The following is a 26300-nucleotide window of genomic DNA, read 5'->3' as shown; positions in this document are numbered from 1 at the left end:
CGGTGATCATCGGGACCGGCATCGACCTCGTCGACATCCCGCGATTCGAGCGGACCCTCGAGCGCACCCCTCGTCTCCTGGAGCGTCTCTTCGCGCCCGCCGAGCGGAGCCTCCGGCTTCCGTCGCTCGCCGCCCGCTACGCCGCGAAAGAGGCCTTGATCAAGGCGCTCGGCGGCTCGGACGGTGTGCACTGGACCGAGATCGAGATCGCTTCGGAGGAGTCGGGGCGGCCGTACTTCGTGCTGTCGGGATCGACGGCCGACGTGATCGTCGAGCGCGGGATCGCGACCCTGCATCTCACGATGAGTCATGACGCGGGACTCGCGACCGCGTTCGTCGTCGCCGAGGGAGGCCCGCTGTGACCGTTCCGTTCCGTGAAGCATCCGTCGACATCGATGCGATCGCCGACAACGTCCGCCACTTCCGCCGTCTGACCGGAGTCGAGGTCATCGCGGTCGTCAAGGCCAACGCCTACGGCCACGGTGCGGCCGCTGCCGCCGTCGCTGCACTGGCCGGCGGCGCTACGCGGTTCGGCGTCGCCGAGATCCCCGAGGCGCTCGATCTGCGCCGGCAGGGCATCACCGCGCCGATCCTCGCGTGGTTGCACGCGCCGGGCGAGCGGTTCGACCGCGCCGCGGCCGAGAACATCGAGCTCGGCATCTCCTCGTTCGATCAGCTCGAGGCCGCCGCGGCCGTCGCGAGCGTCGACCGCCCCGTCGCCGTGCACCTGAAGTTCGAGACCGGGCTGTCGCGCAACGGCATCGCCCCGGCGGACTGGGCGCGGGTGCTCGCGGAGGCGGCCCGGCACGAGCGCATCGGGCGACTGCGCGTGGTGGGACTCTTCAGCCATCTCTCCAACACCTCGCTCGACGACGATCGCGCAGCGCTCGCGAAGTTCGAGGAGGGGGTCGCGGTCGCGGCATCGTTCGGCATCCATCCCGAGATCCGGCACATCGCCGCCACCGCGGCAGCGATCGACCGACCCGAGATGCGTCTCGATGCGGTGCGCATCGGCGTCGGCATCTACGGGCTCTCGCCGTTCGACGACCGCACCTCCGCCGAGCTCGGCCTGCGTCCGGCGATGACGCTGCGCGGCGCCGTCGCCGCGGTGCGAAGGGTGCCCGCCGGCACCGGCGTCTCGTACGGTTACGACCACCGCACCGATCGCGACACGACCCTCGCGCTGGTGCCCCTCGGATACGCCGACGGCGTGCCCCGGCACGCCTCCGGCCGGCTGCCGGTTTCGATCGGCGGGCACCGCTTCACCAACGTCGGCCGCATCGCCATGGACCAGTTCGTGGTCGATGTGGGCGATACCCCGGTCTCGATCGGCGACGAGGTCGTGCTGTTCGGCGATCCCACCCTGGGCGTGCCCTCGGCCGCCGACTGGGCGGATGCCGCGAGCACGATCAACTACGAGATCGTCACCCGCATCGGGGCGCGCGTTCCCCGGAGGACGACGTGAGCGTCGATCCTGCCTTCCTCGGGCGCCGTGAGGTCGCCTCCGCCGACGACATGGAGCGCCTGGGATTCCTGATCGGCGAGCAGCTCGAGGCGGGCGACCTGCTGATCCTCACAGGTCCCCTCGGCGCCGGGAAGACGACGTTCACGCGCGGTCTGGCCGAGGGCCTCGGCGTGCGGGGACCGGTGCAGAGCCCGACGTTCGTGATCGCGCGCACGCATCCGTCGCTGGTGGGCCGGGCGCCTCTGGTGCACGTCGACGCCTATCGTCTCGGGTCCGGAGCGGAGCTCGACGACCTCGACCTCGACCTCGCCCGCTCGGTCGTCGTGATCGAGTGGGGTCGCGGTATGGCCGAGGACCTCGCCGATTCCTGGTGGGACATCGAGCTCGAGCGTCCGGTCGGCGGAGACGGCGGCGAGATCGATGCCTCCGAGCTCGACGCCGATGCGCCCCGGTTCTTCACGATGACGCGCGTCGAGGGCTGAGCCCCCTCCGTTCCGGCGCGACAGCCCGACCGGCGGGCACCCGTCATCGGCGACTACCCTGGAGAGGTGATCCTCGCCGTCGACACCTCCCTGGGCAGCGCCGTCGCGCTGATCGATCCCGACGGCGCACGCCGCGCCGAGGCGGGAACCGGCGACCCGCTCGGTCACGCCGAGGTGATCGGCGATCTGCTCGTCGAGACGCTGGCCGCGTCAGGCGGCGATGACGTCTCGCAGGTCGTCGCAGGCATGGGCCCCGGGCCCTTCACCGGACTCCGCATCGGGATCGCGGCCGCTCGGGCGTTCGCGCTCGGCCGGGGCATCCCCGTGATCCCCGTTCCCAGCCATCATGCGGCCGCGCTCACGGCGATCGAGACGGATGCCATCACCGGGCCATTCGCGATCGTCACCGATGCGCGACGACGCGAGGTCGCGATCACGGTCTTCGACGGCACCGATGCCGAGGGTCTCCCGCGTGTGCTCGCCGACACCGTGCTCGTACCGGCCGTCGACGCGGACACGCACCTCGACGGCATCCGCCGGATCGATGTGGCCGCGCTGTCGGCCGTCGATCTCGCTCGCGTCGGCGCCCGGGCTCAAGCCGCCGGCCGCGAACTCGCAGATTCCGAGCCCCTCTACCTCCGCCAGCCCGACGTGAAGCAGCCGGCCGCCCCGAAGCGGGTGGGGCTGTGACCCTGCGCGACGCGACCGCCGATGACCTCGATGCGATCATGGGGATCGAGCGGCGTTCGTTCCCGACCGACGCGTGGAGCGCCGAGGCGATGGCCGCCGAACTCGTCAGTGAGCACGGGCGCTACTTCGTCGACGACGAAGAGGGTTCGGTCATCGGCTACGGCGGTGTGCGCGCGCTGCGCGGCAGTGCGGATGCCGACATCCAGACCATCGCGTTCGACGCCGACCACCGCGGGGCAGGGCGCGGGCGGGCTCTGCTGCGCGCCCTGCTCGACGCGGCGCGCGAGCGCGGGGCGCGCGAGGTGTTCCTCGAGGTGCGAGCCGACAACCCGTCTGCGGAGGGGTTGTACCTCTCAGAGGGTTTCGAGGAGATCGGCCGCCGCCCCCGCTACTATCAGCCGGATGATGTGGATGCGATCGTGATGCGCCTCGTGCTGCGCCGGCCGTCCGGGAACGACTCCGACACGGCGAGCGAGGTGAGCGCATGAGCGAACCGCTGGTGCTGGGGATCGAGACGAGCTGCGACGAGACGGGCATCGGGATCGTGCGCGGGCGCACCCTGCTGTCGAACACGATCGCGTCGAGCATGGACGAGCACGCCCGCTACGGCGGAGTGGTGCCCGAGGTCGCCGCTCGGGCGCACCTCGAGGCTCTGCAGCCCGCCATCGAGGCTGCTCTGGCCGAGGCGGGCGTCGGCCTCGCCGATCTCGACGCCGTCGCCGTCACGAGCGGCCCCGGTCTCGCGGGCGCGCTCATGGTCGGCGTCGGGGCGGCCAAGGGCCTCGCCGTCTCGCTCGACAAGCCGCTCTACGCCGTCAACCACCTCGTCGGGCACATCGCCGCCGACATCCTCACGGCAGACTCCGACCCTCTCGAGTATCCGACGATCGCGCTGCTCGTATCGGGCGGGCACACGTCGCTCCTGCATGTGCGCGACCTCACGACCGACGTCGAGCTCCTCGGCGAGACGATGGACGACGCGGCGGGAGAGGCGTTCGACAAGGTCGCCCGTCTGCTCTCGCTGCCGTACCCCGGAGGGCCCGAGATCGACCGGGCCGCGGTCGACGGAGACCCGAACGCGATCCGCTTCCCGCGCGGGCTGTCCCGCGCCTCCGATCTGGCGAAGCACCGCTACGATTTCTCGTTCTCAGGGCTGAAGACGGCGGTCGCGCGCTGGGTCGAGAAGTGCGAGGCCGATGGCGTCGAGGTGCCGGTGGCCGACGTCGCGGCGAGCTTCCGCGAGGCGGTCGTCGATGTGCTCGTCACGAAGGCGCTCGCCGCGTGCGCGGATCTCGGCGTGCCCCGACTGCTGCTCGGCGGGGGAGTGATCGCCAATCGCCGCCTGCGCGATGTGGCCCTCGAGCGCGCAGCCGCGGCCGGCGTGACGGTGCGCATCCCGCCGCTCTCCTTGTGCACCGACAACGGCGCCATGATCGCGGCGCTCGCCGCCGAGCTGATCGCCTCCGGCAAGCAGCCTTCCACGCTCGCCTTCGGCGCCGATTCGACGCTCCCGGTGACGGAGATCCAGGTCGCGGAGGCGGTCGCGGTATGACCGACCCCACGGAGCCGACGTCCCCGCCGCCCACACCCCCGCCGAGTCCGCGCATCGACCGGCCGAGCGGAGAGGTCGAGAGCCCGGCGGGTTCCGCGCGACTCCCCGGAGCACGCCGTGACGGATACACGCGGCTACCGACCGGTCCCGTGGGCATCGAGCCGGTGGTCGCGAGCGGTCCGGATGCGGACGACCCCACCGGCCGCACCGCGTGGGCGCCCGCCGAGACCGAGATGGTCGTCGACGACGCTCGTCTCGCGCCGTGGGCGCTGCTCGCCGCGATCGTCGCCCTCGGCGCCTCGTTCTTCGTCGGCTGGGGTCTGCCGGTGGGGGTGGTCGCCGTCATCGCGTCGATCATGTCGCTGCGCCGACCGGTCGAGAGTCGGGCGATGGGTCGCTGGGCGCTCGTGCTCGGGCTGACCGCGACGGTCTACAGCCTGGGGTGGCTCGTCTGGGCCGGCATGCAGTTCGAGAGACTGGGCTGACGCCGGATGCTCGACGCCGAGGAAGCCGTCGAACTGCGCGCCCTGCAGGCGCGCGCGTACGGGCGCGAGGGTGCACTGACCACCGAGGAGAGCCGGCGACTCGCGGAGTTGAACGCGAAGCGCGCAGAAGCCCCGTCTGAAGTGGAACGCGTTCGACCGGAGAGCGACGAGACACCGCGCGAGGAAGCAGTCGCTCTGCGAGGCGACCAGGGGCGGACGGCGTCGACGGCCCTCGGGGCGACATCGGCCCCCGCACCGCCTCCGGCGTCGGCTCGCCGGCCGCGCTGGCCGCTGATCGCCGCTGCTCTTCTCATCGTCTTCGCGCTGGGCGCGACCGCCGGATGGGTGCTGACGCGCCCGTCGGAGCACGAGGTGGACCTCACTCCGGCGCAGGCGGCATGGCAGCAGGAACTCATCGACGGTGGCGAGTACGACGCTGGATCGATCCGAGCGATGGCGGTCGAGGACGGCATGGTGGTTTGGGCGGCCACGCAGAGTCGGGGACTGACGACGTGTCTCGTGCTGGGGGACGCCGAGGAACGCGTGCCCTCGTGCATCTCGACGGAGATCGTGCGATCGTCGGGGTTCGATACGGTGCGCACCGTCGATGTCGATGGGGAGCTCAAAAGGCAGGTGTCCGCGCAGGTCTTCCTCACTCCCGATAACGCTCCCGCCGTCGTCGTCGGCAGTTTCCTCTTCGCTCCGCCCGACGAATTCGGCGCGTCGTACGGAAGCGACGAGGAAGAAGCCTTCGCCGAGGCGCTGGTGGAGCATGGGTTGGAACGCACCAGCATCTGGATCGTCGGCTACGACGGCGAGACGCCGATCTGGACGGGGATCAAAACGTCGACCGGGCAGACCTGCGTCGCCTACGACTCGTCCGACCCGGAGCCGTTCTTGTTCTGCGAGGAGTTCGCGTCGGCGGGTAGTGCAGCACAGCGCGGGCTCGGCTTCGATCACGTCGATCCCGAGACCGGCGATTCTTCCTTCATCCAGTTCACTTTCGGAGATGGCCCGTCCTACCTCCAGATCACGCGGGAGCACGCATCAGGAGACGCGGAGTGAGCGCCGAGGACGAGTTGCGCGCCCTGCAGGCGCGGGCGTACGGGCGCGAAGGTGGTCTCGACGCGCAGGATGCGGAGCGTCTCGAGGAGCTCATGCGGGGGGCGGAGTCCGGAGCGGAAACGCCTCCGCCGCGGCCTGCACCGCGCCGCCCTCGCTGGGCGGTTCTCGCTGCCGTTCTCGCCGTCGGCATCGTGCTCGGAGCGACGGGGAGTTGGGCCGTACTCGCCCTCGGAAGGGCGGAGGCGCCGCTTCTCTCCGCCGAACAGCAGGGGTGGCAGGATGTCGCCTTCGCCGAGGACGGGTTCGACGCGGGTTCGGCGAAGCCGCACGCCGTCGTCAACGACGTGGTCACCTGGACCGCGACCAAGGGCGGCGGCGAGTGGACGTGCCTCGTGCTCGGACACGCGGAGCACACGGTGGCGGCGTGCAACCCGACGGACCTCGTCCGCGAGGCCGGCCTCTCCGCCTCGCTCACGACCGGGGAGGAGCCTGGCGAGCGTACGCGCGTCGCCGCAGATCTCGATTACACCGCGAGCGGAGAGCCATCGATCCGGGCCACGGCCACCGATCGAGCGCTCGAGCCGGGTGCCGGCCCCTGGTCGGCGGATGAATCTCAGGTTGTCGACAATCTCGTCGCTCACGGACTCGACCGCAGCAGCCTGCGGATCGTCGGCCGCGACGGATCGGTTCCGCTGTGGGTCGGGGAGAACGCGCAGACCGCGGAGACCTGTCTGATCGTCGGTGGTGCGGGGGAGCCGGAGATGATGTGCGATGAGTTGGGCCAGGGCGAGCGAAAAGGATTGAGCCTGGCCGCACGCGCGGCCGACGGTGGAATGAACGCCACCTATGGCTACGCGATCGACGCGGGCGGGGAGTCGCTCGTCGTGACACGTCAGCAGGCAGGCGGCGGGCCCGGATGAGCGATCTCGACGAACTGCGCTCACTGCAGAGCAAGGCGTACGGGCGCGAGGGCGGGCTGACGCACATCGAAGCGGCACGTCTGCGCGAGCTGCAGGAGGCACGATCGTGGGCGGCCCTGCCGGCTGTCGCCCCCGAGGTGATGGAGAGCGGCTCCGCGGCATCCGTGTCGGCGCCGGCCGCGGCATCCGATCGTCCGCCCGACAGCCTGCCGACCCTCGAGGAGTCCCTCGGACTCGACACGGGCGAAGAAGAGGCGGATGCCACGGATACCGCCACCACCGACGCGCGAGAACCGGACGCGGCTCCGGCGATGCGCACGGTGCTGCGGAGGCACTGGCGGTTCGCGACGGTCTCGTCGGTGCTGCTGCTCGCGCTGGGTCTCGGGATCGGCTGGGTCGTCTTCGCGCCGCCGTCCGATGCGATCGCGCTGACCGCGGAGCAGCAGGAGCGGCGTGCGCTCCTCGAAGACGAATCCGACTTCGATCCCGGCACGCTGCGCGCGGTCGGGCAGGATGACGATTCGGGCGCCATCGTCTGGCTCGGCACCAAGGGCGAGGGGGATCTGACCTGCGCCGTCATCGACGTCGACGAGGCGACGCAATCGCAGTGCCAGCGCACGTCGGACTTCGAGGACTTCGGCATCAACGTCTCGGTCATGCGCCCCGGCGAGAGCGTCGACGAGGTGACCGCGACCTTCACGACGGTCAACGCCTACATCGTGCTCGCCACCGATGGACAGCCGATCGCATCGATGCAGCAGTGGGACTCGTCGTCGTCGATCCTCGCCCAGTTCGTCGGTGACGAACGCACGCGGGCCGAGGAACTGGTCGCGCAGGGCTTCGAGATGAACCTGAGCGTCGTCGGGTACTTCCAGGAGAAGCCGGTGTGGATGGCGAACCGATACGGCGAGACGGTCGAGCCCGAGACCTGCCTGATCGTGGATGCCGCACAGCTGGACGCGGTCTGCCTGCCGTCCACGACGGCGATCGATGTCGGTCTGTCCTCCTTCGTCTCGGACGACGGATCGGGGTCCGGCCCCGGCTCGGCGCTCACCCTCGCCTTCACCGCCAGTCAGACGCCCTACCTGACGATCACCGCCGTCGGAGCGGGCTGAACCTCACTCGGCGGAGGAGACCCGGTCGGCGAGGATCGCGCGGCGCTGGTCTCCGACCCGCACCAGGATCAGCGTGGCCGCGGCACCACCGCGCAGCGTGAGCTTCTTGCGGAACTGCGCCGGGTCGATATCGACCCCGCGCTTCTTGATTTCCAGCGTGCCGATGTCATTGGCCTTGAGTACGGCATTGATCGCCTTCGGGTTCGCGGCCATCGTCTCGCGCACGCGGAAGGACTGCACGAACGGGCTGGTCAGCGCGGCGTCCGAGGTCAGATAGGCGATCTTCTCGTCGAGCATGCCGCCATCGAGGCTGCGAGCGACGTCGCCGATCAGACGCGCGCGGATGACCGCCCCGTCGGGTTCGTGCAGGAAGGCGCCGAGCGGGCGCACCTCGGCGTCGACGGCGTCGGCTCCGGCTGTGAGCTCGTACGAGCGCTCGCCGCGGATCACGAGCGCGGCGCGTCGCACGCCCTCACGAGCCAGGGCGCCGGTCCACAGTACGAGTTCGACGACACTGCCGTCGGCACTCACCCATTGCGCCTCGGCATCGGGGGGTAGCGCATCGCGATCGTGCGCGGGGCCGAGCTTGATCCCGGTCGGTACACGGGAGGCGAGTGCGAAGGCCCAGTCGAGCGAGGGCGAGTAGTCGTCGGGGGAGACACGGCGGGTCTCGCTGTGCCCGGCCGTGCGCCGCGCGGGGTCCATCCACACCGCGTCGCGGCCGTCGAGATCCGTGCTCTCGGCGGTGCCGTGCTGCACGGTCGCGTTCTCGCCGAAGGGCGCGAGGTTGTACGCCGCGATCGCTGCGGTGACCGGATCGGCGTCGACCGCGAGCACGTCGAGACCGGCGCCGGCGAACGCGAGAGCATCGCCGCCGATGCCGGAGCCGAGATCGGCGATTCGCTTCAGTCCGGCGCTACGCACGCGCTGCGCATGACGAGCGGCGACCCCGAGACGCGTAGCCTGTTCGAGGCCCGCGCGGGTGAACAGCATCCGCTCGGCGAACGGTCCGAACTTGGCTCCCGCCTTCGCGCGCAGGTGCGCTTGGCCGACCACGGCCGAGACGAGTTCGGGGGAGTGGCCGTCGACCCGCAACCGAGACACGGCGCGGGCGACCTCGTCGGTCGACTCGACCGTGCCGAGCGCATCCAGCAGCTCCAGCCCGACGGGGGTCAGCAGTGCTTGCAGCTCAGACATCTCCACCCGCACAGCCTACGCGGGCGGTGGGCGCTGGCACTCGCGTTGCATGAGTGCCAGCGGAGCGCCTACACTGGCGTTAGCACTCTCGGGTTGAGAGTGCGAACAAGTCTTTCGTGTCAGCGTCAAGAAAGAAGAGGTAGACCGTGTCGGTTTCCATCAAGCCGCTCGAGGACCGCATCGTCATCAAGCAGGTCGAGGCCGAGCAGACCACCGCGAGTGGCCTGGTCATCCCCGACACCGCCAAGGAGAAGCCCCAGGAGGGCGAGGTCGTGGCGGTCGGCCCCGGTCGCATCGACGACAACGGCAACCGTGTTCCGCTCGACGTCGCCGTCGGCGACCGCGTGCTCTACAGCAAGTACGGCGGCACCGAGGTCAAGTTCGGTGCGGACGAGTTCCTCGTCCTGTCGGCTCGCGACGTCCTGGCGGTCGTCGTCCGCTGATCCAGCGTGCCTGAGAAGGGGCCCGGATGCTTCGGCATCCGGGCCCCTTCTGCGTTCAGTGCGCGGCGGGGTCGTCGTCGTGCCCACGACGTCGGAGCCACGACGGTCGGGGAAGTCGCAGGGCACGCGCCGCGGAGGTGAGGCGCGATCCGATCTTCCACGACGTGCTCGTCTCGATCTCGTGCAGTCGGGCGCGTGCCTGAGCGAGCTCCGTCTGCGCGGCGCGGCGGGCGCGACGCTGCTCGTCACGATCACCCGCGAGCCGGAGTGCTTCGGCGGCTCGCTCCTTGCCGGAGCGAACCGCCTCGGCATGCTCGTGTTCGAGTCGCATGGCCGCGATCTGGAGCTGCGCGACCTCATCGATGCGGATGGCGAGTGCGTCGTTCTCCGACGCGTTGTCCGCGTCCGTGAAGACCGCCAGGGCGTCGACCACGCTCGTCCGCGCGGAGTCCGCGAGGGTTGCGGCATGCGCGGCATCCGGCTCGCGTTCGAGCGCTGCGGTCACGGCGGCAGGGAGGGTCGAAGGCTCGATGCCGAACGGGAAGTCCGCGTCCCAGGTCTCGGCGTAGACGTCGACCTTCGGCTTGGCGATGCTGAGCCTCTTGGTCCCGTAGGCGCACGCGAGGATGCGGCCGTGCAACGAGCTGCCGATCCAGAGGGAGGCCGTGGCGATCTCGCGCACGCGGTCGTCGATCGAGCGTGCGTCGCTGAGAGCGATGTCCCAGTCCGGGCGCTCGGTCGAGACCCGGTCGATGAGCTCGCGGTACAGCTCGATCGAATCGTGCGCGGGCGCGGAGCCGGCGACGAAGAGCCGGAGCGGGCGATCTCCGAGCTCCGAGCAACCGACGATGGCGGAGGTCCAGGCTTCGATGCCGTACGTGCGGATGTGTCCTTCCGAGAGCTGGATGAGCACGGCCCGGTTGCGCGGCGCATCGATCGGCAGAACGGACGCGATCGTGTGGACGAGATCGGGCGCGAGCCGGTGGGGGATACCGAGCCGGTCGAGCAGCGCCGAGGATTTCGGGTCGCGGACCGAGATGTAGTGCGCTTCGCGCAGGGCGCTCGTGGCGACGGCCGCACGCCAGGGAGTGAGGCCACCGATTCCCGAGACGCCCACGGAGTTGAGCACCAGGCGTGCCGCGCGGTTGCGCGGGAAGGCGCTCGGCCGCGGCACGTACGGCGATTCCATCCGCGCGTTCATGACCTCGTCCAGCAGTACGTCCTGCTCGGACGCGTCGAGCGAGGAGAACCGCTCCCACTCGTCGTCATCGACGGCTGTCCGGTAGACGTACTCGCGTTGCGTGGAGCCGACCTCGCCACCGACGGTCCAGATGCCCGTGGTGGCCTTCTCGGTGAGGGTCGTGCCGGTCGCGGTGATCTGCCGCCCGAGGAGAGCGGTCATGTCGACGGCGATCGGGGCGGTGTACTCGACATCGACGACCTCGCGCGCGAAGTGGTCGGCGACGACGAGAAAGAGCAGATCGCCGAGATTGTCGCGTTCGTAGGCGCCGCACGCGACGACCAGGGGGAGCGTGTGCGGGGGCACGGCACGTCCTTCGGGATACCGCCGCCGTCGGGTGCGGAGGCGGGGCTGTCCGCGACGGGAAACCGCGGAATCGCGAGGGCTCAGGCGACGCCGATCAGTATACCGATCGGCGTTTTCGGGCCGCAGGAGTGAAGTGCGGCATCCGCCACCCGGCATCCGATTCCTGCCAAACCTCCGCCCAGGCGCCTGAACCGCCAGTGGACGCGCGCCGCGGGCATAGGGTTGTCCGGTGAGTCCCGTCCCCCGCGCTTCGTCGAGCCAGACCTCCGGAGTCGCCTACGCGGGCGGTGCCTACCTGCTCTGGGGCGTGCTGCCGTTGTACTTCCTGCTCCTGGTGCCGACGGGGCCCTGGGAGGTCGTCGCCTGGCGGGTGCTGCTGTCGTTCGTCTTCTGCCTCGTGCTCCTCACCGTCATGCGGGGCTGGACGGCGTTCCTGGCGATCATCCGGCGGCCGAAGCTCCTCGCGTGGACGGCCCTCGCGGGTCTGCTCATCTACGTCAACTGGCAGGTGTTCCTGATCGGGACCCTGACGGGGAACGTCGTCGAAACGAGCCTCGGGTACTTCATCAACCCGATCACCACGGTGCTCCTGGGTGTGTTCGTTCTGCGCGAGCGGATCCGCCGGCTCCAATGGGCGGCCATCGCGATCGCCTCCGTCGCCGTCGTCGTGATCATCGTGGCCCACGGCGAGTTCCCGTGGATCGCGCTCTCGCTCACGGCATCCTTCGGTCTGTACGGCCTCATCAAGAAACAGATCGGTCCGGCGGTGGATGCCGTCAGCGGTCTGACCCTCGAGTCCTTCTGGCTGATCCCGATCGCCGTCGTGCAGCTCATCCTGGTGGCTCAGACCCCGGCGGGCCTCACGATGGGCGCGAACGGCGGATGGCACGCGGTGCTGCTGGCCTGCGCCGGGATCGCGACGGCCGTGCCCCTGCTGCTGTTCGCTGCCGGTGCGCGCCGGATCGATCTCACCGTCATCGGGATGATCCAGTTCATCACCCCGGTGATGCAGTTCGTCATCGGCGTCGTCTTCCTCCACGAACCCATGCCGGCCGAACGCTGGGCCGGTTTCGTGATCGTCTGGATCGCGATCGTCGTGTTCGTCGTCGACCTGCTGCTCGCCGCGCGACGAGGGCGAAGGACCGCTCCCACGCCCATCGTCTGAAACCGGTATTCCACCGCGTAGCGGATCGTTAACGCACCGAAACACTTGCGACCCCTACGGAGCGCTTCTGCGCCCTAGGGTTAGAGCACTCGACTGTGGTCACGTCCACTCTCAGTTACGCAAGGGAGCATTATGAAGGCACTGAAGGGTTCGCGCACCGCGAAGATCTTCGCAGGCATTGCGCTTGTCAGCGCGTCTGCCCTCGTCATCGCGGGTTGCAGCAGCACCCCGTCCGATGACTCGTCCGACGGCGGCGCGCCCGCCACCGATCTCACCCTCAAGCTCGGGTCTCTGCTGCCCAAGACGGGTTCGCTGGCGTTCCTGGGGCCGCCCATGGAGTCCGGCGTCGGACTCGCGGTCGAGGAGGTCAACGCGGCCGAGGCCGGCATCACCATCGACCTCACCGCTGAGGACGAGGGCGACACCGACACCAAGGCGTACGAGACGTCGATCGAGAAGCTGCGCAACGCCGACGTCAGCGCGATCGTCGGTGCGGCCGCCTCCGGCGTCTCGAAGCTGGTGCTCGACGGAAACGTGAGCGCGGGGATCCTCCAGATCTCGGCCTCGAACACGTCGCCCGACTTCACCTCCTGGGACGACGACGGACTCTACTTCCGCACCGCACCCAGCGACCTGCTGCAGGGCGAGGTGCTCGGCAACCTGATCGCCGAGGACGGTGCCAAGACGCTCGGCATCATCTACCAGAACGACGCCTACGGCACCGGCCTGAACGACGCTCTCACCACGACGTTCGAGGGCACCGGCGGCGAGGTCGTCGCGTCGGTCTCGTACAACGTCGGCGATTCGTCGTTCGACGCGCAGGTCGAGTCGATCAAGGCGCAGAACCCCGACGCCGTCGCGATCGTGTCGTTCGAGCAGTTCAAGACGATCGCCCCGCTGCTGGTCAACGCCGGCATCTCGGCCGACAAGTTCTACATGGTCGACGGAAACCTGTCCGACTACGGTGACGAGGTCGGAGTCTCGCTCGAGGGTGCGCAGGGCACGAAGGCGGGCCCCGCGCTCGAGGACGACTTCACGGATCGTCTGCAGGCGTCGTGGACGGCTGCCGGCAACCCCGAGGTCAAGGACTTCACCTACGCGGCCGAAGCCTACGACGCCGTGATCCTGGTGGCGCTCGCGTCGCTCGCGGCGGGTTCGACCGAGGGCGCCGACATCGCGGCCAAGATGCAGGAGGTCTCGGGTGGTTCCGGCGACGGTGAGAAGTGCACCAGCTTCGCCGAGTGCGCCGAGATCATCAACGGCGGCGGAACGGCCGACTACGACGGCTACTCCGGCGACGTGACGTTCGACGAGAACGGCGACCCGCAGGGCGCCACGATCGGCATCTACAAGTACGTTGCAGGCAACACCATCGAGCGCACCAACTGATCGCACCGATGAGTTGATCGACCGATCACTCGGAAGGCCCCGGATGCTCGCATCCGGGGCCTTCCCCGTGCGCTCGAGCATCGGCCGTGAACGGCGAGCGCATGCAGAAGGGGCGGGATGCTTCACGCATCCCGCCCCTTCTGGTACGGCTCAGGCGACGTCGTCGGCGAGAGTACCGAGGTACAGCCCGATGACCTTCGGGTCGTTCAGCAGCTCGCGTCCGGTGCCCTCGTACGCGTCCTTGCCCTGGTCGAGCACGTAGCCGCGGTCGCAGATCTGCAGGCAGCGACGGGCGTTCTGCTCGACCATGATCGTCGTGACGCCCGCCTTGTTGATGTCGGAGACGCGGATGAACGCGTCGTCCTGGCGCACGGGGGAGAGGCCGGCCGAAGGCTCGTCGAGCAGCAGCACCGACGGGTCCATCATGAGCGCGCGCGACATCGCGACCATCTGCCGCTCGCCGCCCGAGAGCGACCCGGCGCGCTGCTTGAGCCGCTTGCCGAGTTCGGCGAAGATGCTCGTGACGAACTCGAGACGCTCCGCGTAGATCTTGGGGTTCTGAAAGAGCCCCATCTGCAGGTTCTCCTCGATCGACAGCGAGGGGAAGACGTTGTTCGTCTGCGGCACGAAGGCCACACCGCGCTTCACGAGCTTGTCGGCCTTGAGTCCCACGATGCTCTCGCCGTTGAGCGTGATCTCGCCGTCGCGCACGTTGACGAGACCGAACATCGCCTTGAGCAGCGTCGACTTGCCCGCGCCGTTCGGTCCGATGATGCCGATCAGCTCGCCCTGACGAGCGACGAGATTGGCTCCGTTGAGGATGTTCACGCCGGGAAGGTAGCCCGCGTAGACGTCCTTGAGTTCGACGACGATGTCATCCGTGCTCATGCGTTGTCCTTCGTCTCGGGATCGACCGGGTCGGTGGCGGCGAGCTCCGCTTCGGCCTCGGCCTCGATCTGCTCGCGGATGCGCGCTGCCTCGGCGTCGGCCACGACCGGAATGCGGCCGGTGACGGCACCGAGGTCGACGTCCTGGTGGGCGCCGAGGTACGCGTCGATGACCGCGGGGTCGTCAATCACCTGGTCGGGCGGACCTTCGGCGACGACGCGGCCCTCGGCCATGACGACGACCCAGTCGGCGATGTGGCGCACCATGTGCATGTCGTGCTCGACGAAGAGCACGGTCATGCCCTGGTCCTTGAGATCGAGGATGTGGTCGAGCAGCGACTGCGTGAGGGCTGGGTTCACACCGGCCATCGGCTCGTCGAGCATCACCAGCGTCGGGTCGCTCATGAGCGCGCGTGCCATCTCGAGGAGCTTGCGCTGCCCGCCCGAGAGCGCGGCGGCGAAGTCCTTCTCTTTCGCGTCGAGCTTGAAGCGGGCGAGCAGCTCGCGCGCCTTGACCTCGATCTCCGCGTCCTGCGAACGCCAGAGGAAGGGGAACAGACTCGACCAGAAGCCCTCGCCGCGCTGGCCGGTGGCTCCGAGCTTCATGTTCTCGAGCACGGTGAGCAGCGACAGCGACTTCGTCAGCTGGAACGTGCGCACCTGACCCATGCGGGCGACCTTGAACGAGGGGATGCCCGACAGGTTCTTGCCGTCGAACGACCAGGTGCCGCTGTTGGGCTTGTCGAAGCCGCAGAGCAGGTTGAACAGCGTGGTCTTGCCGGCACCGTTCGGTCCGATGAGCGCCGTGATGGCGCCGCGGGGGATCTCGAGGTGGTCGACGTCGACGGCGGTCATGCCGCCGAAGCGTCGCTGCACGTCGTCGACGACGAGGATCGGGTCGACCTTGGCGACGCCGGGCTTGACCTCGCCCTTCGTCAGACCGGTGGTCTTCGGACGCTTGATGCTTCCCGTTGCCGGCGCTGCGGCCGGCTCGGGGGTCAGTTCACTTGACAAAGGTCATCTCCCTCTTGTCTCCGAGGATGCCCTGGGGGCGGAAGATCACGAGCAGCATGAGTGCCACGCCGACGACGATGAAGACGACGGTCGCCGCCTGCTTGTCCGTCATCGGCAGCAGACCGGCGTTCGCCATCTGCGGCAGCAGGCTCGCCAGGAACGCGTTGACCACCCAGAACAGAACCGCTCCGAGCGTCGGGCCGAACACGGTGGCCGCGCCGCCGAGCAGGAGGATCGTCCACAGGAAGAACGTCAGCGAGGTGGAGTAGCTGCCAGGGACGACCGCCGACGGGAGAACGAAGACGATTCCGCCCGCCGCACCGATCACGCCACCGACCACGAGGGCCTGCATCTTGTACGCGAAGACGTTCTTGCCGAGCGAGCGCACGGCGTCCTCATCCTCGCGGATGCCCTTGAGTACGCGTCCCCAAGGGCTGCGCATGAGTGCCCAGACGAGAAGGATGGCGAGTGCGAGGACGATGAGTCCGAACACGCGGTTCCACAGGTCGTTGGCCGTGTACGTCCACGGGCCGAAGCCGTACGTACCCGGAGGGAACGGGTTGGCATCGCGGAATCCGCCGTTGTACTGGGCGAGGCCGTCGGCCGAGTTCGTGAACTCGTCGAAGACCTGCGTCGTGAAGAGCAGACGCACGATCTCGCCGGCCGCGATCGTCGCGATGGCGAGGTAGTCGGCGCGCAGGCGCAGGGTCGGGATGCCGAGGAGCACGGCGAACACTGCGCCGCCCAGCAGGCCGATGAGCATGCCCACGAACCAGGGCAGGCCGAAGCTGAGCACCGAGATCGCGTAGCCGTAGCCGCCGATCGCCATGAAGGCCGCCATGCCGAAGTTGAGCAGGCCGGCGTACCCGAAGTGCACGGCGAGACCCGTAGCTGCCAGCGCGTAAGCCAGAGTGATCGGGCTGAACAGGTACGCGGCCGTGTTGGTGAAGATGGATCCGAAGTCCATGATGATCAGCCCAACCTTTCCTTGCGGCCAAGCAGGCCCTGCGGTCTGACGAGAAGGATCACGATCAGGATGACCAGCGCGCTCGCGTACTTCAGGTCGGAGGGGATCCAGAGTGTGGATACCTCGACGGCCATGCCGACGATGAGCGAGCCGACGAGGGCGCCGAAGGCCGTGCCGAGACCGCCGAGGGTGATGGCGGCGAAGATGAGCAGCAGCATCTGCATGCCCATGTTCCACGTCACGCCGGGGCGGAAGTAACCCCACAGCACGCCCGAGATCGCGGCGAGCGTTCCCGCGAGGATCCAGACGTACCGGATGACTCGGTCGACATCGATGCCGGATGCGGCGGCGAGCTGCGGGTTGTCGGAGATCGCCCGCGTCGCCTTGCCGATGCGGGTGCGGGTGAGGAAGAACGCCACGCCGATGATGACGACGATGCTGACGCCCATCGCGATCATGTCGATGTACGACAGGGAGATCGGTCCGAGTCGGATGGGCTCGGGACTCGCTCCCGGGAGCTGGTAGGTGCCGCCGCCGATCAGATACTGGAAGAAGTACCGGAGGGCGAGGGAGAGGCCGATGCTGACGATCATCAGTTGAACGACGCCCAGCCCGCGGCGGCGCAGTGGGCGCCAGAGGCCGGCATCCATTGCCCAACCCAGCAGAGCGCCGCCGACCACGGCGGCCGCGATGCCGATCCAGGGCGGGAGCATCCACATGGAGGTCGTGACGACGGCGACGAGGCCACCCCAGGTGACCATCTCCGCGTGTGCGAAGTTCGACAGCCGCGTCGTGCCGTAGATGAGCGCGGCACCCATCGACGCGAGCGCGAGGAGCAGACCGAAGTTCAGGCCGCCCACGAGTCGCGACGCCAGCTGATCGATGAAGCCGACGGTGATGCGCTCGCCCTCACCGAGGAAGAGGTTGAGGATCTTGGTGCCGGTGAGACCGAACTGCACCTCGAACGACGCCGTCGTGCCGGAGATCGGCTGGGTGCCCTCGGGGAGGAGCGACGCGTCGACGATCACACCGTCGGGGAGCGTCTCCTCGTTCACCGTGATCGTGTACGTCTCCTTCTCGGGGACGTACAGGCGCCACTTGCCCTCGGCATCCGTTTCGGTCTCACCCTCGAAGCCGCTGCCGGAGACCGAGAGCTCGACGCCCTCGACCGGCTCGTCGTCGAAGGTGATGACCCCGCCGAAGTAGAAGTCGGTGACCTCTTGCCCATCGTCTGTCGTCTCTGCCGAGGCGGCGAGCGGCGGCTGCATCAGGATCGCGCTGAGTGCGAGCAGCACTCCGATGAACGCGACCAGCCACGGCTTCTTCCGGTGGACGGCGATTGTTGTGGATCCCACGCAACCTCCAGTGTGAGTGCACCTTCGCACAGACTTCGACCGTCTCGGGTTGGACGACGCACTTGACTGTAGTGTGCGATCTGCGTTTCGCCTACACCTTTAATCTGATCGAAATGAGAGCGGTACCAATACACCGGTGGGCCACTCGGGGTCGTCACGGTGCCCGGCTCCGGGAATGTTCTCGGCCGCTCTCCGCTTAGAATCTTCTTACGGTTTCCCGGCCGGATCCGGCCGGCCCCACGAACTCGGCGTCGCGCGACACGCGCAGGAGGAGCATCCATGGAACAGCACGATCCCTTCGGTTTCGTCGGACTGACGTACGACGACGTTCTGCTGCTCCCCGGGCACACGGATGTCATCCCCAGCGAGGCCGACACCTCCTCGCGCGTGACCCGTCGCATCTCGGTCGCCACTCCTCTTCTCTCCAGCGCGATGGACACCGTCACCGAGGCGCGCATGGCGATCGCGATGGCGCGCGAGGGCGGCATCGGCATCCTGCACCGCAACCTGTCGATCGCCGACCAGGCGTCGCAGGTCGACCGCGTGAAGCGAAGCGAGTCGGGCATGATCACAGACCCGATCACCACGACCCCCGACGCGACCGTCGAAGAGGTCGACGCGCTGTGCGCCCAGTACCGCATCTCGGGCCTGCCCGTCGTCGACGGCGACGGGCGTCTCGTCGGCATCATCACGAACCGCGACATGCGCTTCGTCTCGGGCTTCGAGCGCCAGTCGACCCTCGTGAAGGACGTCATGACGTCAGAGGGGCTCGTCACCGCGTCGGTCGGCGTGGCTGCCGGCGAGGTCATCTCCCTCTTCGCGAAGCACCGCGTCGAGAAGCTCCCGCTGATCGACGCCGACGGCAAGCTCGCCGGTCTCATCACGATCAAGGACTTCGACAAGAGCGAGAAGTATCCCCTCGCCACCAAGGACGACCAGGGTCGTCTGCGCGTCGGCGCGGCGATCGGCTTCTTCGGCGACGCGTGGGAGCGCGCCGAGGCTCTGCGCGACGCCGGTGTCGACGTGCTCGTGGTCGACACGGCCAACGGTCAGTCGCAGGGCGTCATCGACCTCGTCAAGCGCCTCAAGGCCGACGAATCCTTCGCGCACATCGACATCATCGGCGGCAACGTCGCGACGCGTGAGGGAGCGCAGGCGCTCGTCGACGCGGGAGTCGACGCGGTCAAGGTCGGCGTCGGTCCCGGCTCCATCTGCACCACCCGCGTCGTCGCCGGCGTAGGCGTGCCGCAGGTGACCGCCGTGTACGAGGCCTCCCTCGCCGCCCGCCCCGCGGGCGTGCCGGTGATCGCCGACGGCGGCCTGCAGTACTCGGGCGACATCGCCAAGGCGCTCGTCGCCGGTGCGGATGCTGTCATGCTCGGATCGCTCCTCGCCGGCACCGACGAGTCTCCGGGCGAGATCGTCTTCCAGTCCGGGAAGCAGTTCAAGCAGTACCGCGGTATGGGCTCGCTCGGCGCGATGCAGACCCGTGGCAAGCAGACCTCCTACTCGAAGGACCGCTACTTCCAGGCCGACGTCCCCAGCGACGACAAGCTCATCCCCGAGGGCATCGAGGGGCAGGTCCCGTACCGCGGACCGCTCGCGGCCGTCGCGTACCAGCTCGTCGGAGGACTGCGGCAGTCGATGTTCTACGTCGGCGCTCGCACGATCGAAGAGCTCAAGTCGCGCGGCAAGTTCGTGCGCATCACCTCGGCCGGGCTCAAGGAGTCGCACCCGCACGACGTGCAGATCGTCGTGGAGGCGCCCAACTACAAGAAGTGATCCGCACGCGCGGATGAGAAGAGGGACGGATGCCGCGGCATCCGTCCCTCTTTCTCTGCGGCGTGTCCTTTCTCCGCGTGGCGTCGCGCGCCGTCGGGCGAAGGGCGTGTGCCACAATCGTGAGGAACCTGCTCGCCCTTTCCCGCGTGCTTCCGGTGGCGAACGCATCGGTGGCATACCGCCCCCCAACGGTCGGGAATCTCCCCAAGGAGAGCCGAATTGTCCGTAGATGCCATCCGCGTCCTCGTCGTCGATGACGACCAGGACGTCTCCCTGCTCGTGAAGACGGTGCTCGAGCGTCGAGCCGGCTGCATCGTCGACCTCGCGCCCGACGGTCTCGTCGCGGTCGAGAAGGTCGCCGAGATCCGTCCCGACGTCGTCATCACCGACATCGAGATGCCGGGCCTGAGCGGACTCGAGCTCCTCGCCGAGCTGCGCCGCAAGGTACCGGCGGTGCCCGTCGTCGTCATGACCGCTCACGTCTCGGTGGAGTACGCGGTCTCGGCGCTCCGTGCCCAGGCCGACGAGTTCCTCACCAAGCCGCTCGACAACGCGCGTCTCGTCGAGGTCGTCCGCAACCTCGCCGAGGAGGGGCGCCGCCGTCGCGAGGAAGGTCGCCGCAAGGAGATCGTGCTCGCGGTCGGAGCCCACCCCGACGATGTCGAGATCGGTGTCGGCGGAGTGCTCGCCGCGCACGCCGCCGCGGGCGACGAGATCACCATCCTCACCCTGTCCCGCGGTGCGCGCGGGGGCGATGCCGACAGCCGTCAGAGCGAATCGCTGGCCGCCGCCGAGCTGATCGGCGCCCGTCTGTTCCTCAAGGACCTGGTCGACACGGAGATCTCCGGTGGCGGATCGACCGTGCGCCTGATCGAAGAGGTGGTCGAGCAGATCCAGCCGACCATCGTCTACACGCACTCCGCGCACGACCGTCATCAGGACCACCGCGCCGTGAACGAGGCGACCACCGTCGCCACGCGTCGCGTCGGCACCGTCGCCTGCTATCAGAGCCCCTCCTCGACGATCGACTTCCGGCCCACGCGCTTCGTGAGCATCGACGGCTACGTCGACCAGAAGCTGCGCCTGCTCGACTGCTTCGGATCGCAGACCGCGAGTCGCGCCTACCTCGAGCCGGAGTTCGTGCGGGCGACCGCACGCTACTGGTCGCGCTTCGGCGGCGGCGTGGCCGTGGAGCCGCTCGAGATCGTCCGCGAGACGGCGGCTTTCATCGGCGCCCATGAACTCACTCGACAGGAGGGCTGACATGGCCCGCGTCCTCGTGACCGGAGCCGGTGGCCCCGCCGGCGTCGCCGTCATCCGATCGCTGCTGCGCCGACCGGAGCTGACCGTCTTCGCCGCCGACATGGACGGTTGGGCGGCAGGTCTCTACCTCGTGCCCGCCGAGCAGCGGCGGCTGGTACCTCCGGGCAAGGCCGACGATTTCGTGCCGGCGCTCGCGCAGATGGTGGCCGATGACCGCCTCGATCTCGTGATCTCGACCGTCGACGTCGAGCTCATCACGCTCGCCCGCCGACGCGAGGAGCTCGCCCCCGCCGTCCTCGCCGCGCCTTCGGCAGACACGCTCGACACCGCGCTCGACAAGCTGCTGCTCGCCGAGCGCTGCGCTCCCACCGGACGTGCACCGCGAACGGTGCTGGCCGGAGCAGACGCGCTCGCGATCGAGTGGGCGTTCCCCGTCTTCGCCAAGCCCCGCCAGGGTGCGGGGAGCCGCGGCATCCGCCTGGTGCCCGATCGGGCGGCGCTCGAAGCCCTCCCGCTCGACGAGGGACTCATCGTGCAGGACTTCCTGCCCGGTGAGGAGTACTCGGTCGACGTCATCGCCGACGCCGCGGGGAGGGTCGTCGCCGCCGTGCCGCGCACCCGCGCCCGTGTCGATTCCGGTGTCGCGATCGCCGGACGCACCGTGCACGATCCCGAGCTCGAGGAGACCGCCGCCGAGATCGCCCGAGCCATCGGGCTCGTGGGCGTCGCCAACGTGCAGCTCCGCCGCGATCGCACCGGCGCGGCCGTGCTGCTCGAGGTGAACCCGCGGTTCCCCGGAGCGCTGCCGCTCACGATCGCCGCCGGCGTCGACATCCCCTCGCTCGTGGTCGACCTGTTCCTGGGCGCGGAACTGCCCGCGCGCCTGCCGTTCCGCGAGCTCGCCTCGGTGCGCTTCCTCGAGGACATCATCGTCGAGATCGACGACGTGCTCGTCTCGGAGCACGCCGGCCATCAGGAGGGGGCGTGAGCATCGACATCCTCCGCGGCGACCACCACGTCCACTCCACCTTCTCCGACGACGCCGTCTCGACTCCGGAGGAGAATGTCGCGGCCGCCGTCGCTGCGGGTCTGGAGACCCTCCGCATCGTCGATCACGTGCGCCGCGACACCACCTGGGTGCCCGAGTACGTCTCCGCGATCGCAGCCCTCCACGCGCCGGACGGGCTGGCCGTGCTCACGGGTGTCGAGGCCAAGATCCTCGACACCTCGGGAACCCTTGACATCCCGGAGCTGCCGGCGGGGATCGACCGCATCCTCATCGCCGACCACCAGTTCCCCGGGGTCGACGGGCCCCTCGGCCCGACCGCCGTGCGCGAGCGCATCGCCGACGGATGGGCGACGGTCGACGTGCTGGACGACTTCGTGACCGGAGTCATCGCCGCGATGGAGCGACACCCGGGCAACCAGCTCGCCCACTGCTTCTCGCTGCTGCCGAAGATCGGCCTCGCCGAGAGCGACCTGGGCGACGAGCGCCTCACGGCGTGGGCGCAGGCCGCTGCCCGCACGGGCACGCTCGTCGAGGTCAACGAGAAGTGGGGATGCCCCGAACCCGCCGCGCTTGCCGCGCTCCGTACCGCCGGTGCGGACCTGGTGGCCTCCACCGACAGCCACGATGCCCGTGACGTAGGACGGTACGCCCGCGTGCGCGACCTGCTCGGAGCGGAGGCGCTGTCATGATCGACCAGCTCGAATGGTGGCAGACGGCGATCGTCATCGTCCTCATCCTCTGCATCCTCGTCGGCACGCTGCCCGTCATCAATACGGGACTGCAGTTCCTGTCGCTGCCGATGCACGCGTTCCGCAACCACTACGCGAAAGCCGCCCCGCATCACCCGAACGTCGCGGTGATCATCCCCGCGTGGAACGAGGGGCTCGTGATCGGGCCCGCGATCGAACGCCTGCTGCAGCTGCAGTACCCGGAGGAGCGGCTACGGATCTTCGTCGTCGACGACGCGTCCACCGACGACACCCCCGACATCGTGCGCGCCAAGGCCGCGCAGCACCCGGGGCGCGTGGAGCACCTGCGGCGCGAGGTCGGCGGCCAGGGCAAAGCCCACACGCTGAACCACGGACTCGACATCGCCCTCGCCGACCCGTGGACCGAGGCCGTGCTGATCATGGACGCCGACGTCATCTTCGCCCGCGATGCCCTGCGCAAGCTCACCCGGCACCTCGCCGACGAGAAGGTCGGCGCAGTGACCGCATACATCGCCGAGGGCAGTCGCGATCGCAACTACCTCACCCGGTTCATCGGGGTGGAGTACATCATCGGCCAGCTCTCCGCCCGACGCACCCAGAACGTGCTCGGAGCGATCGCCTGCCTCGCGGGCGGGGCGCAGCTGCACTCGCGGGCGAACCTCGAAGCGATCGGCGGACGCATCCCCACCGGGACCCTCGCCGAAGACACCATGACCACCTTCGAGGGCCAGCTGAAGGGGCGGCGTGCGGTCTTCGAGCCCTACGCGGTGGTGCTGGCCGAGGAGCCGCGCACGATCGACGCGCTCTGGAAGCAGCGTCTGCGGTGGGCGCGCGGCAACGTGCAACTGACGTCGATCTACAAGCACCTGTGGTTCCGACCGAGCCCCGACCACCAGCTGGGCAGCTTCTCGTTCGGGCTCGCGTGGTTCACGATCCTGCTGCTGCCGGCCTTCATGCTGGTCGCGGCGACCGCGCTCGTGATCCTGCTGATCTTCCACAGCGACATCGCGGAGTTCGTCTTCCGGTTCATGTGGATCGCGGCCGCGTGCATCTATCTGTTCTCGATGCTCTACTCCGTGCAACTCGACGGACGCATCGGTCGGCACTCCTGGCGCGAAGCCATCATGTTCCCCGGCCTCGGTGCGCTCATCCTCATGGCCATCGCGCTGTTCCCCTGGGCGTTCGAAGACGCCGTGATCGCCCTCGGCGGGTCGGTGAACGACGACTCCCTCTTCGTCTGGGCGCTCGTCTTCTACCTCTGGGGCCCGATCTCGATGCTGGGCGTCTGGCTGGCCCGGGCCGTCGAGAAGCTGCCGGGCGGGCGGTTCTTCGCCGGCCTCCTGCTCTACATCTGCGGATACGGCTCGTTGCTGTGCGCCATCACCGTGGATTCCTACATCAAGGAGTGGCGTCGTGCGGACGCCTCTTGGATCAAGACCGAGAAGGTCGGACGGGTCGACTCATGACCGAGATGCCCACGCCCCAGGCCGAGGCCGACGAGATCGAGCAGGACGCGCGGTCCGAGAAGCGGCTTGTCTGGCAGGCTCTCGCGGCCATCGTCGTCGTCGTCGTGGTCGTCGTCGTCCGCGAGATGTTCCTTCGATGAGCGCACGGCCGTTGGCCCTCGTGGTCGAGGACGATCTCGACCAGATGTCGCTGTTGCGTCGTCATCTCGACCGCGAGGGCTTCGACGTGTTCTCCGCCGGTGACGCCGAGTCGGCGATCTCGGCCTTCCCGCACATCGACCCTTCGCTCGCGGTGCTCGATCTGCTGCTCCCGGGTATCTCCGGCACCGAGTGCGCGCGCCTGGTGCGAGAGACGTTCCCGCGGTGCTTCCTCGTGATCAGTTCCGTGCTCGACGTGGCGTCGTACCCGAAGGCGGATGCCGCGCTCCCCAAGCCCGTGCGCGGAGCAGCGTTGCGCAACGCCGTCGCCGGAGTCCGCCGATGAACCGCTACGAATCCCTCGGCACGGCGGCCGCCCCCGCGCCCCCGCAGCGTGGATGGCAACGGTACTTCGACGACCCCACACCACTCATCAAACAGGGCCCCACCGCCATCGCCGTCGGCATCGCGGGGCTCCTCGTGGTCGTGGTGCCGGGCATCGAGGCGACGAACCCGCCGGCGGCGATGGTCGGCATCGCCCTGGTGGCTCTGGTCACCGTCCTCGCTGCGGTCCTCGCGGCTCGGGGTGTGCACGACGGCTGGATCGTGCTGCTCATCCCCGCCGTCGACATCCTCGCCATCGGCGCTCTGCGGCTCGGCACCGGGGGAACCGCGTCGCTGTTCTCGTCGTTCGTCCTGCTCCCGGTGATCTGGCTCGCCGCCGCACCGGGATTGAGACCTGTCTTCCTGATCGGCATCCTGACGTCGATCGCCTTCCTGATGCCGATCGCGCTCGACCCGGCATCCGGCGATCTCGCCTGGCTCCGCGGCGTGATCAGCCCCCTCGTCTTCGCGGTGGTCGGCGCGATCGTGAACGAGCTCTCGCGTCTGCAGCGCCTGCGCACCGCTCAAGCGGAGGCGCTCGTCGTCGAGCGCACGGCGGCGCTCTCGGCGAACCTCTCGATGGTCCAGCAGCTCCAGGCGAGCGAGAAGCAGTATCAGTTCCTCCTGGAATCGTTCAGCAGCCTGTGGAGCTCGATCACCTCCCAGGCAGTGATCGCCACAGACCGTCAGGGCGTCGTGATCGCCTGGAATCCCGGGGCGGAGCGCCTCATCGGGCTCTCGGTCGACGAGGCGCTCGAAGGCGTGACCGTCGATCGCTTCTTCGACCCGGCCGCGCTGGCGCTGTTCGCAGATCCCTCCACGCCTCGAGCGGTCGACGACGAGTCGAACGGGATGCGTGCGCTGCTCGACGAGGTGGACGCGGGCCGGACGGTCGAGGCCGATGTCGACATGACCACCGCCGGGGGCTCCATCGTGCCGGTGCGTCTCACCCTGTCGCTGTACCAGGGCACGGACGGCGCTCGGCGCGGTTACCTGCTCGTCGTCACGGACGAGACGAAGGCCGTCGAGGTCGCGCGCCTCAAAGACGAATTCGTCGGCATGATCTCGCACGAACTGCGCACGCCGCTGAGTGCGATCATCGGCTTCCTCGATCTGCTCCAGAACGACCCGGAACAACCGTTGACCGACGACCAGCAGGACTTCGTCGCCGTGATCGAGCGCAACGCGAAACGCCTTCTGAACCTCGTGGGTGATCTGCTCTTCACGGCACAGGCGGAGTCGGGTCGATTCCCCCTGGAGAAGGCGGACACCGACCTCTCTGCTCTCGTGCGCTCCGCCGTGGAGTCAGCGGGACCGCACGCGCAGAAGAACGACATCGAACTCATCTCGGACATCCCCGCGGATCCGATTCACCTGGTCGTCGACGCCGGCCGGATCGGTCAGGCCGTCGACAACCTCCTCTCAAACGCGATCAAGTTCACCCCGCGCGGCGGACGCGTCACGGCGCGCCTGGAGATGTCGGACGGCGAGGTGCGCATCTGCATCGAGGACACCGGCCTCGGAATCCCGGAAGAGGAGCAGGGAATGCTGTTCACGCGGTTCTTCCGTGCATCGACGGCGACCCGGAACGCCGTGCCGGGCGTGGGCCTCGGCCTGACGATCACCCGTGCGATCGTGGTCGCCCACGGCGGGAGCATGAGCATGCGCAGCGAGGTCGGGGAGGGGACCGAGTTCTGGTTCACCCTTCCGGTCGCTTTGCGCACGGAGGCGCTGCGTCTGCCGGACCTGCTCAACGGGTGACCTCCCGGTGAGGGGCCACGACTCGCCGCGTGCGGATGCCGCCGTGCGGC

General features: G+C 68.9%; 27 protein-coding genes. 21 read left to right on the top strand and 6 right to left on the bottom strand.

Going from position 1 to position 26300, the window contains the following annotated elements; translation table 11 throughout:
• Positions 1-2: 2 nt before the first annotated feature.
• From ACIQTT_RS06355 to ACIQTT_RS06310, 10 genes are all read left to right on the top strand, one after another.
• The gene (locus ACIQTT_RS06355; RefSeq protein ID WP_402787578.1) at positions 3-362 is read left to right on the top strand and encodes a holo-ACP synthase; all 360 of its coding nucleotides are present in this window, start codon (positions 3-5) and stop codon (positions 360-362) included.
• Positions 359-1465: an alanine racemase gene (gene alr / locus ACIQTT_RS06350; RefSeq protein ID WP_402787576.1), complete on the top strand. Its 1107-nt coding sequence runs from the start codon at positions 359-361 to the stop codon at positions 1463-1465. The genes ACIQTT_RS06355 and alr overlap by 4 nt, the downstream gene beginning before the upstream one ends.
• Positions 1462-1947: a tRNA (adenosine(37)-N6)-threonylcarbamoyltransferase complex ATPase subunit type 1 TsaE gene (gene tsaE / locus ACIQTT_RS06345; protein ID WP_402787573.1), complete on the top strand. Its 486-nt coding sequence runs from the start codon at positions 1462-1464 to the stop codon at positions 1945-1947. The genes alr and tsaE overlap by 4 nt, the downstream gene beginning before the upstream one ends.
• A 66-nt stretch (positions 1948-2013) precedes the next feature.
• The gene (tsaB, locus tag ACIQTT_RS06340; RefSeq protein WP_402787570.1) at positions 2014-2637 is read left to right on the top strand and encodes a tRNA (adenosine(37)-N6)-threonylcarbamoyltransferase complex dimerization subunit type 1 TsaB; all 624 of its coding nucleotides are present in this window, start codon (positions 2014-2016) and stop codon (positions 2635-2637) included.
• Positions 2634-3125: a ribosomal protein S18-alanine N-acetyltransferase gene (rimI, locus tag ACIQTT_RS06335; RefSeq protein ID WP_402787567.1), complete on the top strand. Its 492-nt coding sequence runs from the start codon at positions 2634-2636 to the stop codon at positions 3123-3125. Before tsaB ends, rimI begins: the two co-directional genes overlap by 4 nt.
• Positions 3122-4189, top strand: a complete 1068-nt coding sequence (gene tsaD, locus ACIQTT_RS06330; protein WP_402787564.1) for a tRNA (adenosine(37)-N6)-threonylcarbamoyltransferase complex transferase subunit TsaD — start codon at positions 3122-3124, stop codon at positions 4187-4189. Before rimI ends, tsaD begins: the two co-directional genes overlap by 4 nt.
• Positions 4186-4674, top strand: a complete 489-nt coding sequence (locus tag ACIQTT_RS06325) for a hypothetical protein (protein ID WP_402787561.1) — start codon at positions 4186-4188, stop codon at positions 4672-4674. Before tsaD ends, ACIQTT_RS06325 begins: the two co-directional genes overlap by 4 nt.
• 6 nt (positions 4675-4680) lie before the next feature.
• Positions 4681-5739 (top strand): hypothetical protein, encoded by a 1059-nt coding sequence (locus tag ACIQTT_RS06320; protein ID WP_402787558.1) that lies wholly within the window; start codon positions 4681-4683, stop codon positions 5737-5739.
• The gene (locus ACIQTT_RS06315; RefSeq protein WP_402787555.1) at positions 5736-6659 is read left to right on the top strand and encodes a hypothetical protein; all 924 of its coding nucleotides are present in this window, start codon (positions 5736-5738) and stop codon (positions 6657-6659) included. The genes ACIQTT_RS06320 and ACIQTT_RS06315 overlap by 4 nt, the downstream gene beginning before the upstream one ends.
• A complete protein-coding gene (locus tag ACIQTT_RS06310) occupies positions 6656-7774 on the top strand; it encodes a hypothetical protein (RefSeq protein ID WP_402787552.1) in 1119 nt (372 codons plus the stop codon). Before ACIQTT_RS06315 ends, ACIQTT_RS06310 begins: the two co-directional genes overlap by 4 nt.
• 3 nt (positions 7775-7777) lie before the next feature.
• Here the strand turns inward: ACIQTT_RS06310 and ACIQTT_RS06305 are convergent, their stop codons facing one another.
• Entirely contained in the window at positions 7778-8977 is a 1200-nt protein-coding gene (locus ACIQTT_RS06305; protein ID WP_402787550.1) for an SAM-dependent methyltransferase, read from the bottom strand.
• Between the two features lie 140 nt (positions 8978-9117).
• Between ACIQTT_RS06305 and groES the strand changes: the two genes are divergently transcribed.
• On the top strand, positions 9118-9414 hold the full coding sequence (gene groES / locus ACIQTT_RS06300; protein ID WP_017203655.1) for a co-chaperone GroES: 297 nt from the start codon (positions 9118-9120) through the stop codon (positions 9412-9414).
• Between the two features lie 55 nt (positions 9415-9469).
• Here the strand turns inward: groES and ACIQTT_RS06295 are convergent, their stop codons facing one another.
• Positions 9470-10960, bottom strand: coding sequence for a polysaccharide pyruvyl transferase family protein (locus ACIQTT_RS06295; protein WP_402787547.1), 1491 nt, complete (start codon positions 10958-10960; stop codon positions 9470-9472).
• Positions 10961-11189: 229 nt separating this feature from the next.
• Here ACIQTT_RS06295 and rarD point away from each other — a divergent pair, with 229 nt between their 5' ends.
• Complete coding sequence (gene rarD, locus ACIQTT_RS06290) at positions 11190-12125, top strand: EamA family transporter RarD (RefSeq protein ID WP_402787544.1); 936 nt, start codon at positions 11190-11192, stop codon at positions 12123-12125.
• Positions 12126-12257: 132 nt separating this feature from the next.
• Positions 12258-13514 carry an ABC transporter substrate-binding protein gene (locus ACIQTT_RS06285; RefSeq protein ID WP_402787541.1) on the top strand — a complete coding sequence of 419 codons (1257 nt, stop codon included), beginning with the start codon at positions 12258-12260 and terminating at the stop codon, positions 13512-13514.
• Positions 13515-13664: 150 nt separating this feature from the next.
• Here ACIQTT_RS06285 and ACIQTT_RS06280 read toward each other — a convergent pair whose 3' ends face one another.
• The 4 genes from ACIQTT_RS06280 to ACIQTT_RS06265 are packed head-to-tail and all read right to left on the bottom strand — an operon-like array spanning position 13665 to position 17650.
• The gene (locus ACIQTT_RS06280) at positions 13665-14402 is read right to left on the bottom strand and encodes an ABC transporter ATP-binding protein (protein ID WP_402787538.1); all 738 of its coding nucleotides are present in this window, start codon (positions 14400-14402) and stop codon (positions 13665-13667) included.
• Positions 14399-15415 (bottom strand): ABC transporter ATP-binding protein, encoded by a 1017-nt coding sequence (locus ACIQTT_RS06275; RefSeq protein ID WP_402787535.1) that lies wholly within the window; start codon positions 15413-15415, stop codon positions 14399-14401. Before ACIQTT_RS06275 ends, ACIQTT_RS06280 begins: the two co-directional genes overlap by 4 nt.
• Positions 15405-16382, bottom strand: a complete 978-nt coding sequence (locus ACIQTT_RS06270; protein WP_402787532.1) for a branched-chain amino acid ABC transporter permease — start codon at positions 16380-16382, stop codon at positions 15405-15407. Before ACIQTT_RS06270 ends, ACIQTT_RS06275 begins: the two co-directional genes overlap by 11 nt.
• A gap of 5 nt (positions 16383-16387) precedes the next feature.
• On the bottom strand, positions 16388-17650 hold the full coding sequence (locus ACIQTT_RS06265; protein WP_402791124.1) for a branched-chain amino acid ABC transporter permease: 1263 nt from the start codon (positions 17648-17650) through the stop codon (positions 16388-16390).
• A gap of 366 nt (positions 17651-18016) precedes the next feature.
• Between ACIQTT_RS06265 and guaB the strand changes: the two genes are divergently transcribed.
• From guaB to ACIQTT_RS06225, 8 genes are all read left to right on the top strand, one after another.
• On the top strand, positions 18017-19519 hold the full coding sequence (gene guaB, locus ACIQTT_RS06260; RefSeq protein WP_402787529.1) for an IMP dehydrogenase: 1503 nt from the start codon (positions 18017-18019) through the stop codon (positions 19517-19519).
• Between the two features lie 219 nt (positions 19520-19738).
• Complete coding sequence (locus tag ACIQTT_RS06255; RefSeq protein WP_402787526.1) at positions 19739-20782, top strand: response regulator; 1044 nt, start codon at positions 19739-19741, stop codon at positions 20780-20782.
• A 1-nt stretch (position 20783) separates the two neighbouring features.
• Complete coding sequence (locus ACIQTT_RS06250) at positions 20784-21770, top strand: ATP-grasp domain-containing protein (protein WP_402787523.1); 987 nt, start codon at positions 20784-20786, stop codon at positions 21768-21770.
• Positions 21767-22480 carry a PHP domain-containing protein gene (locus ACIQTT_RS06245; protein ID WP_402787520.1) on the top strand — a complete coding sequence of 238 codons (714 nt, stop codon included), beginning with the start codon at positions 21767-21769 and terminating at the stop codon, positions 22478-22480. Before ACIQTT_RS06250 ends, ACIQTT_RS06245 begins: the two co-directional genes overlap by 4 nt.
• Complete coding sequence (locus ACIQTT_RS06240; protein WP_402787517.1) at positions 22477-23967, top strand: glycosyltransferase; 1491 nt, start codon at positions 22477-22479, stop codon at positions 23965-23967. Before ACIQTT_RS06245 ends, ACIQTT_RS06240 begins: the two co-directional genes overlap by 4 nt.
• A complete protein-coding gene (locus tag ACIQTT_RS06235) occupies positions 23964-24107 on the top strand; it encodes a hypothetical protein (RefSeq protein WP_402787514.1) in 144 nt (47 codons plus the stop codon). The genes ACIQTT_RS06240 and ACIQTT_RS06235 overlap by 4 nt, the downstream gene beginning before the upstream one ends.
• Positions 24104-24451, top strand: a complete 348-nt coding sequence (locus tag ACIQTT_RS06230) for a response regulator (RefSeq protein WP_402787511.1) — start codon at positions 24104-24106, stop codon at positions 24449-24451. Before ACIQTT_RS06235 ends, ACIQTT_RS06230 begins: the two co-directional genes overlap by 4 nt.
• A complete protein-coding gene (locus ACIQTT_RS06225; RefSeq protein ID WP_402787507.1) occupies positions 24448-26250 on the top strand; it encodes an ATP-binding protein in 1803 nt (600 codons plus the stop codon). Before ACIQTT_RS06230 ends, ACIQTT_RS06225 begins: the two co-directional genes overlap by 4 nt.
• Positions 26251-26300: the final 50 nt, after the last annotated feature.

Source organism: Microbacterium sp. NPDC090225 (assembly GCF_044772365.1).
In the GTDB taxonomy this organism is placed as follows: domain Bacteria; phylum Actinomycetota; class Actinomycetes; order Actinomycetales; family Microbacteriaceae; genus Microbacterium.
Note: the sequence above shows the minus strand (reverse complement) of the source record. Positions and strands in the feature narration are given on the sequence as shown.

Bases quoted from the DNA above. Each gene is read 5' to 3' on its own strand.
- tsaD (WP_402787564.1), top strand. From the start codon at position 3,122: ATGAGCGAACCGCTGGTGCTGGGGATCGAGACGAGCTGCGACGAGACG.
- ACIQTT_RS06325 (WP_402787561.1), top strand. From the start codon at position 4,186: ATGACCGACCCCACGGAGCCGACGTCCCCGCCGCCCACACCCCCGCCG.
- ACIQTT_RS06320 (WP_402787558.1), top strand. From the start codon at position 4,681: ATGCTCGACGCCGAGGAAGCCGTCGAACTGCGCGCCCTGCAGGCGCGC.
- ACIQTT_RS06310 (WP_402787552.1), top strand. From the start codon at position 6,656: ATGAGCGATCTCGACGAACTGCGCTCACTGCAGAGCAAGGCGTACGGG.
- ACIQTT_RS06285 (WP_402787541.1), top strand. From the start codon at position 12,258: ATGAAGGCACTGAAGGGTTCGCGCACCGCGAAGATCTTCGCAGGCATT.
- ACIQTT_RS06280 (WP_402787538.1), bottom strand. From the start codon at position 14,402: ATGAGCACGGATGACATCGTCGTCGAACTCAAGGACGTCTACGCGGGC.
- ACIQTT_RS06270 (WP_402787532.1), bottom strand. From the start codon at position 16,382: ATGGACTTCGGATCCATCTTCACCAACACGGCCGCGTACCTGTTCAGC.
- ACIQTT_RS06265 (WP_402791124.1), bottom strand. From the start codon at position 17,650: ATGCAGCCGCCGCTCGCCGCCTCGGCAGAGACGACAGACGATGGGCAA.
- guaB (WP_402787529.1), top strand. From the start codon at position 18,017: ATGGAACAGCACGATCCCTTCGGTTTCGTCGGACTGACGTACGACGAC.
- ACIQTT_RS06250 (WP_402787523.1), top strand. From the start codon at position 20,784: ATGGCCCGCGTCCTCGTGACCGGAGCCGGTGGCCCCGCCGGCGTCGCC.
- ACIQTT_RS06240 (WP_402787517.1), top strand. From the start codon at position 22,477: ATGATCGACCAGCTCGAATGGTGGCAGACGGCGATCGTCATCGTCCTC.
- ACIQTT_RS06235 (WP_402787514.1), top strand. From the start codon at position 23,964: ATGACCGAGATGCCCACGCCCCAGGCCGAGGCCGACGAGATCGAGCAG.
- ACIQTT_RS06230 (WP_402787511.1), top strand. From the start codon at position 24,104: ATGAGCGCACGGCCGTTGGCCCTCGTGGTCGAGGACGATCTCGACCAG.
- ACIQTT_RS06225 (WP_402787507.1), top strand. From the start codon at position 24,448: ATGAACCGCTACGAATCCCTCGGCACGGCGGCCGCCCCCGCGCCCCCG.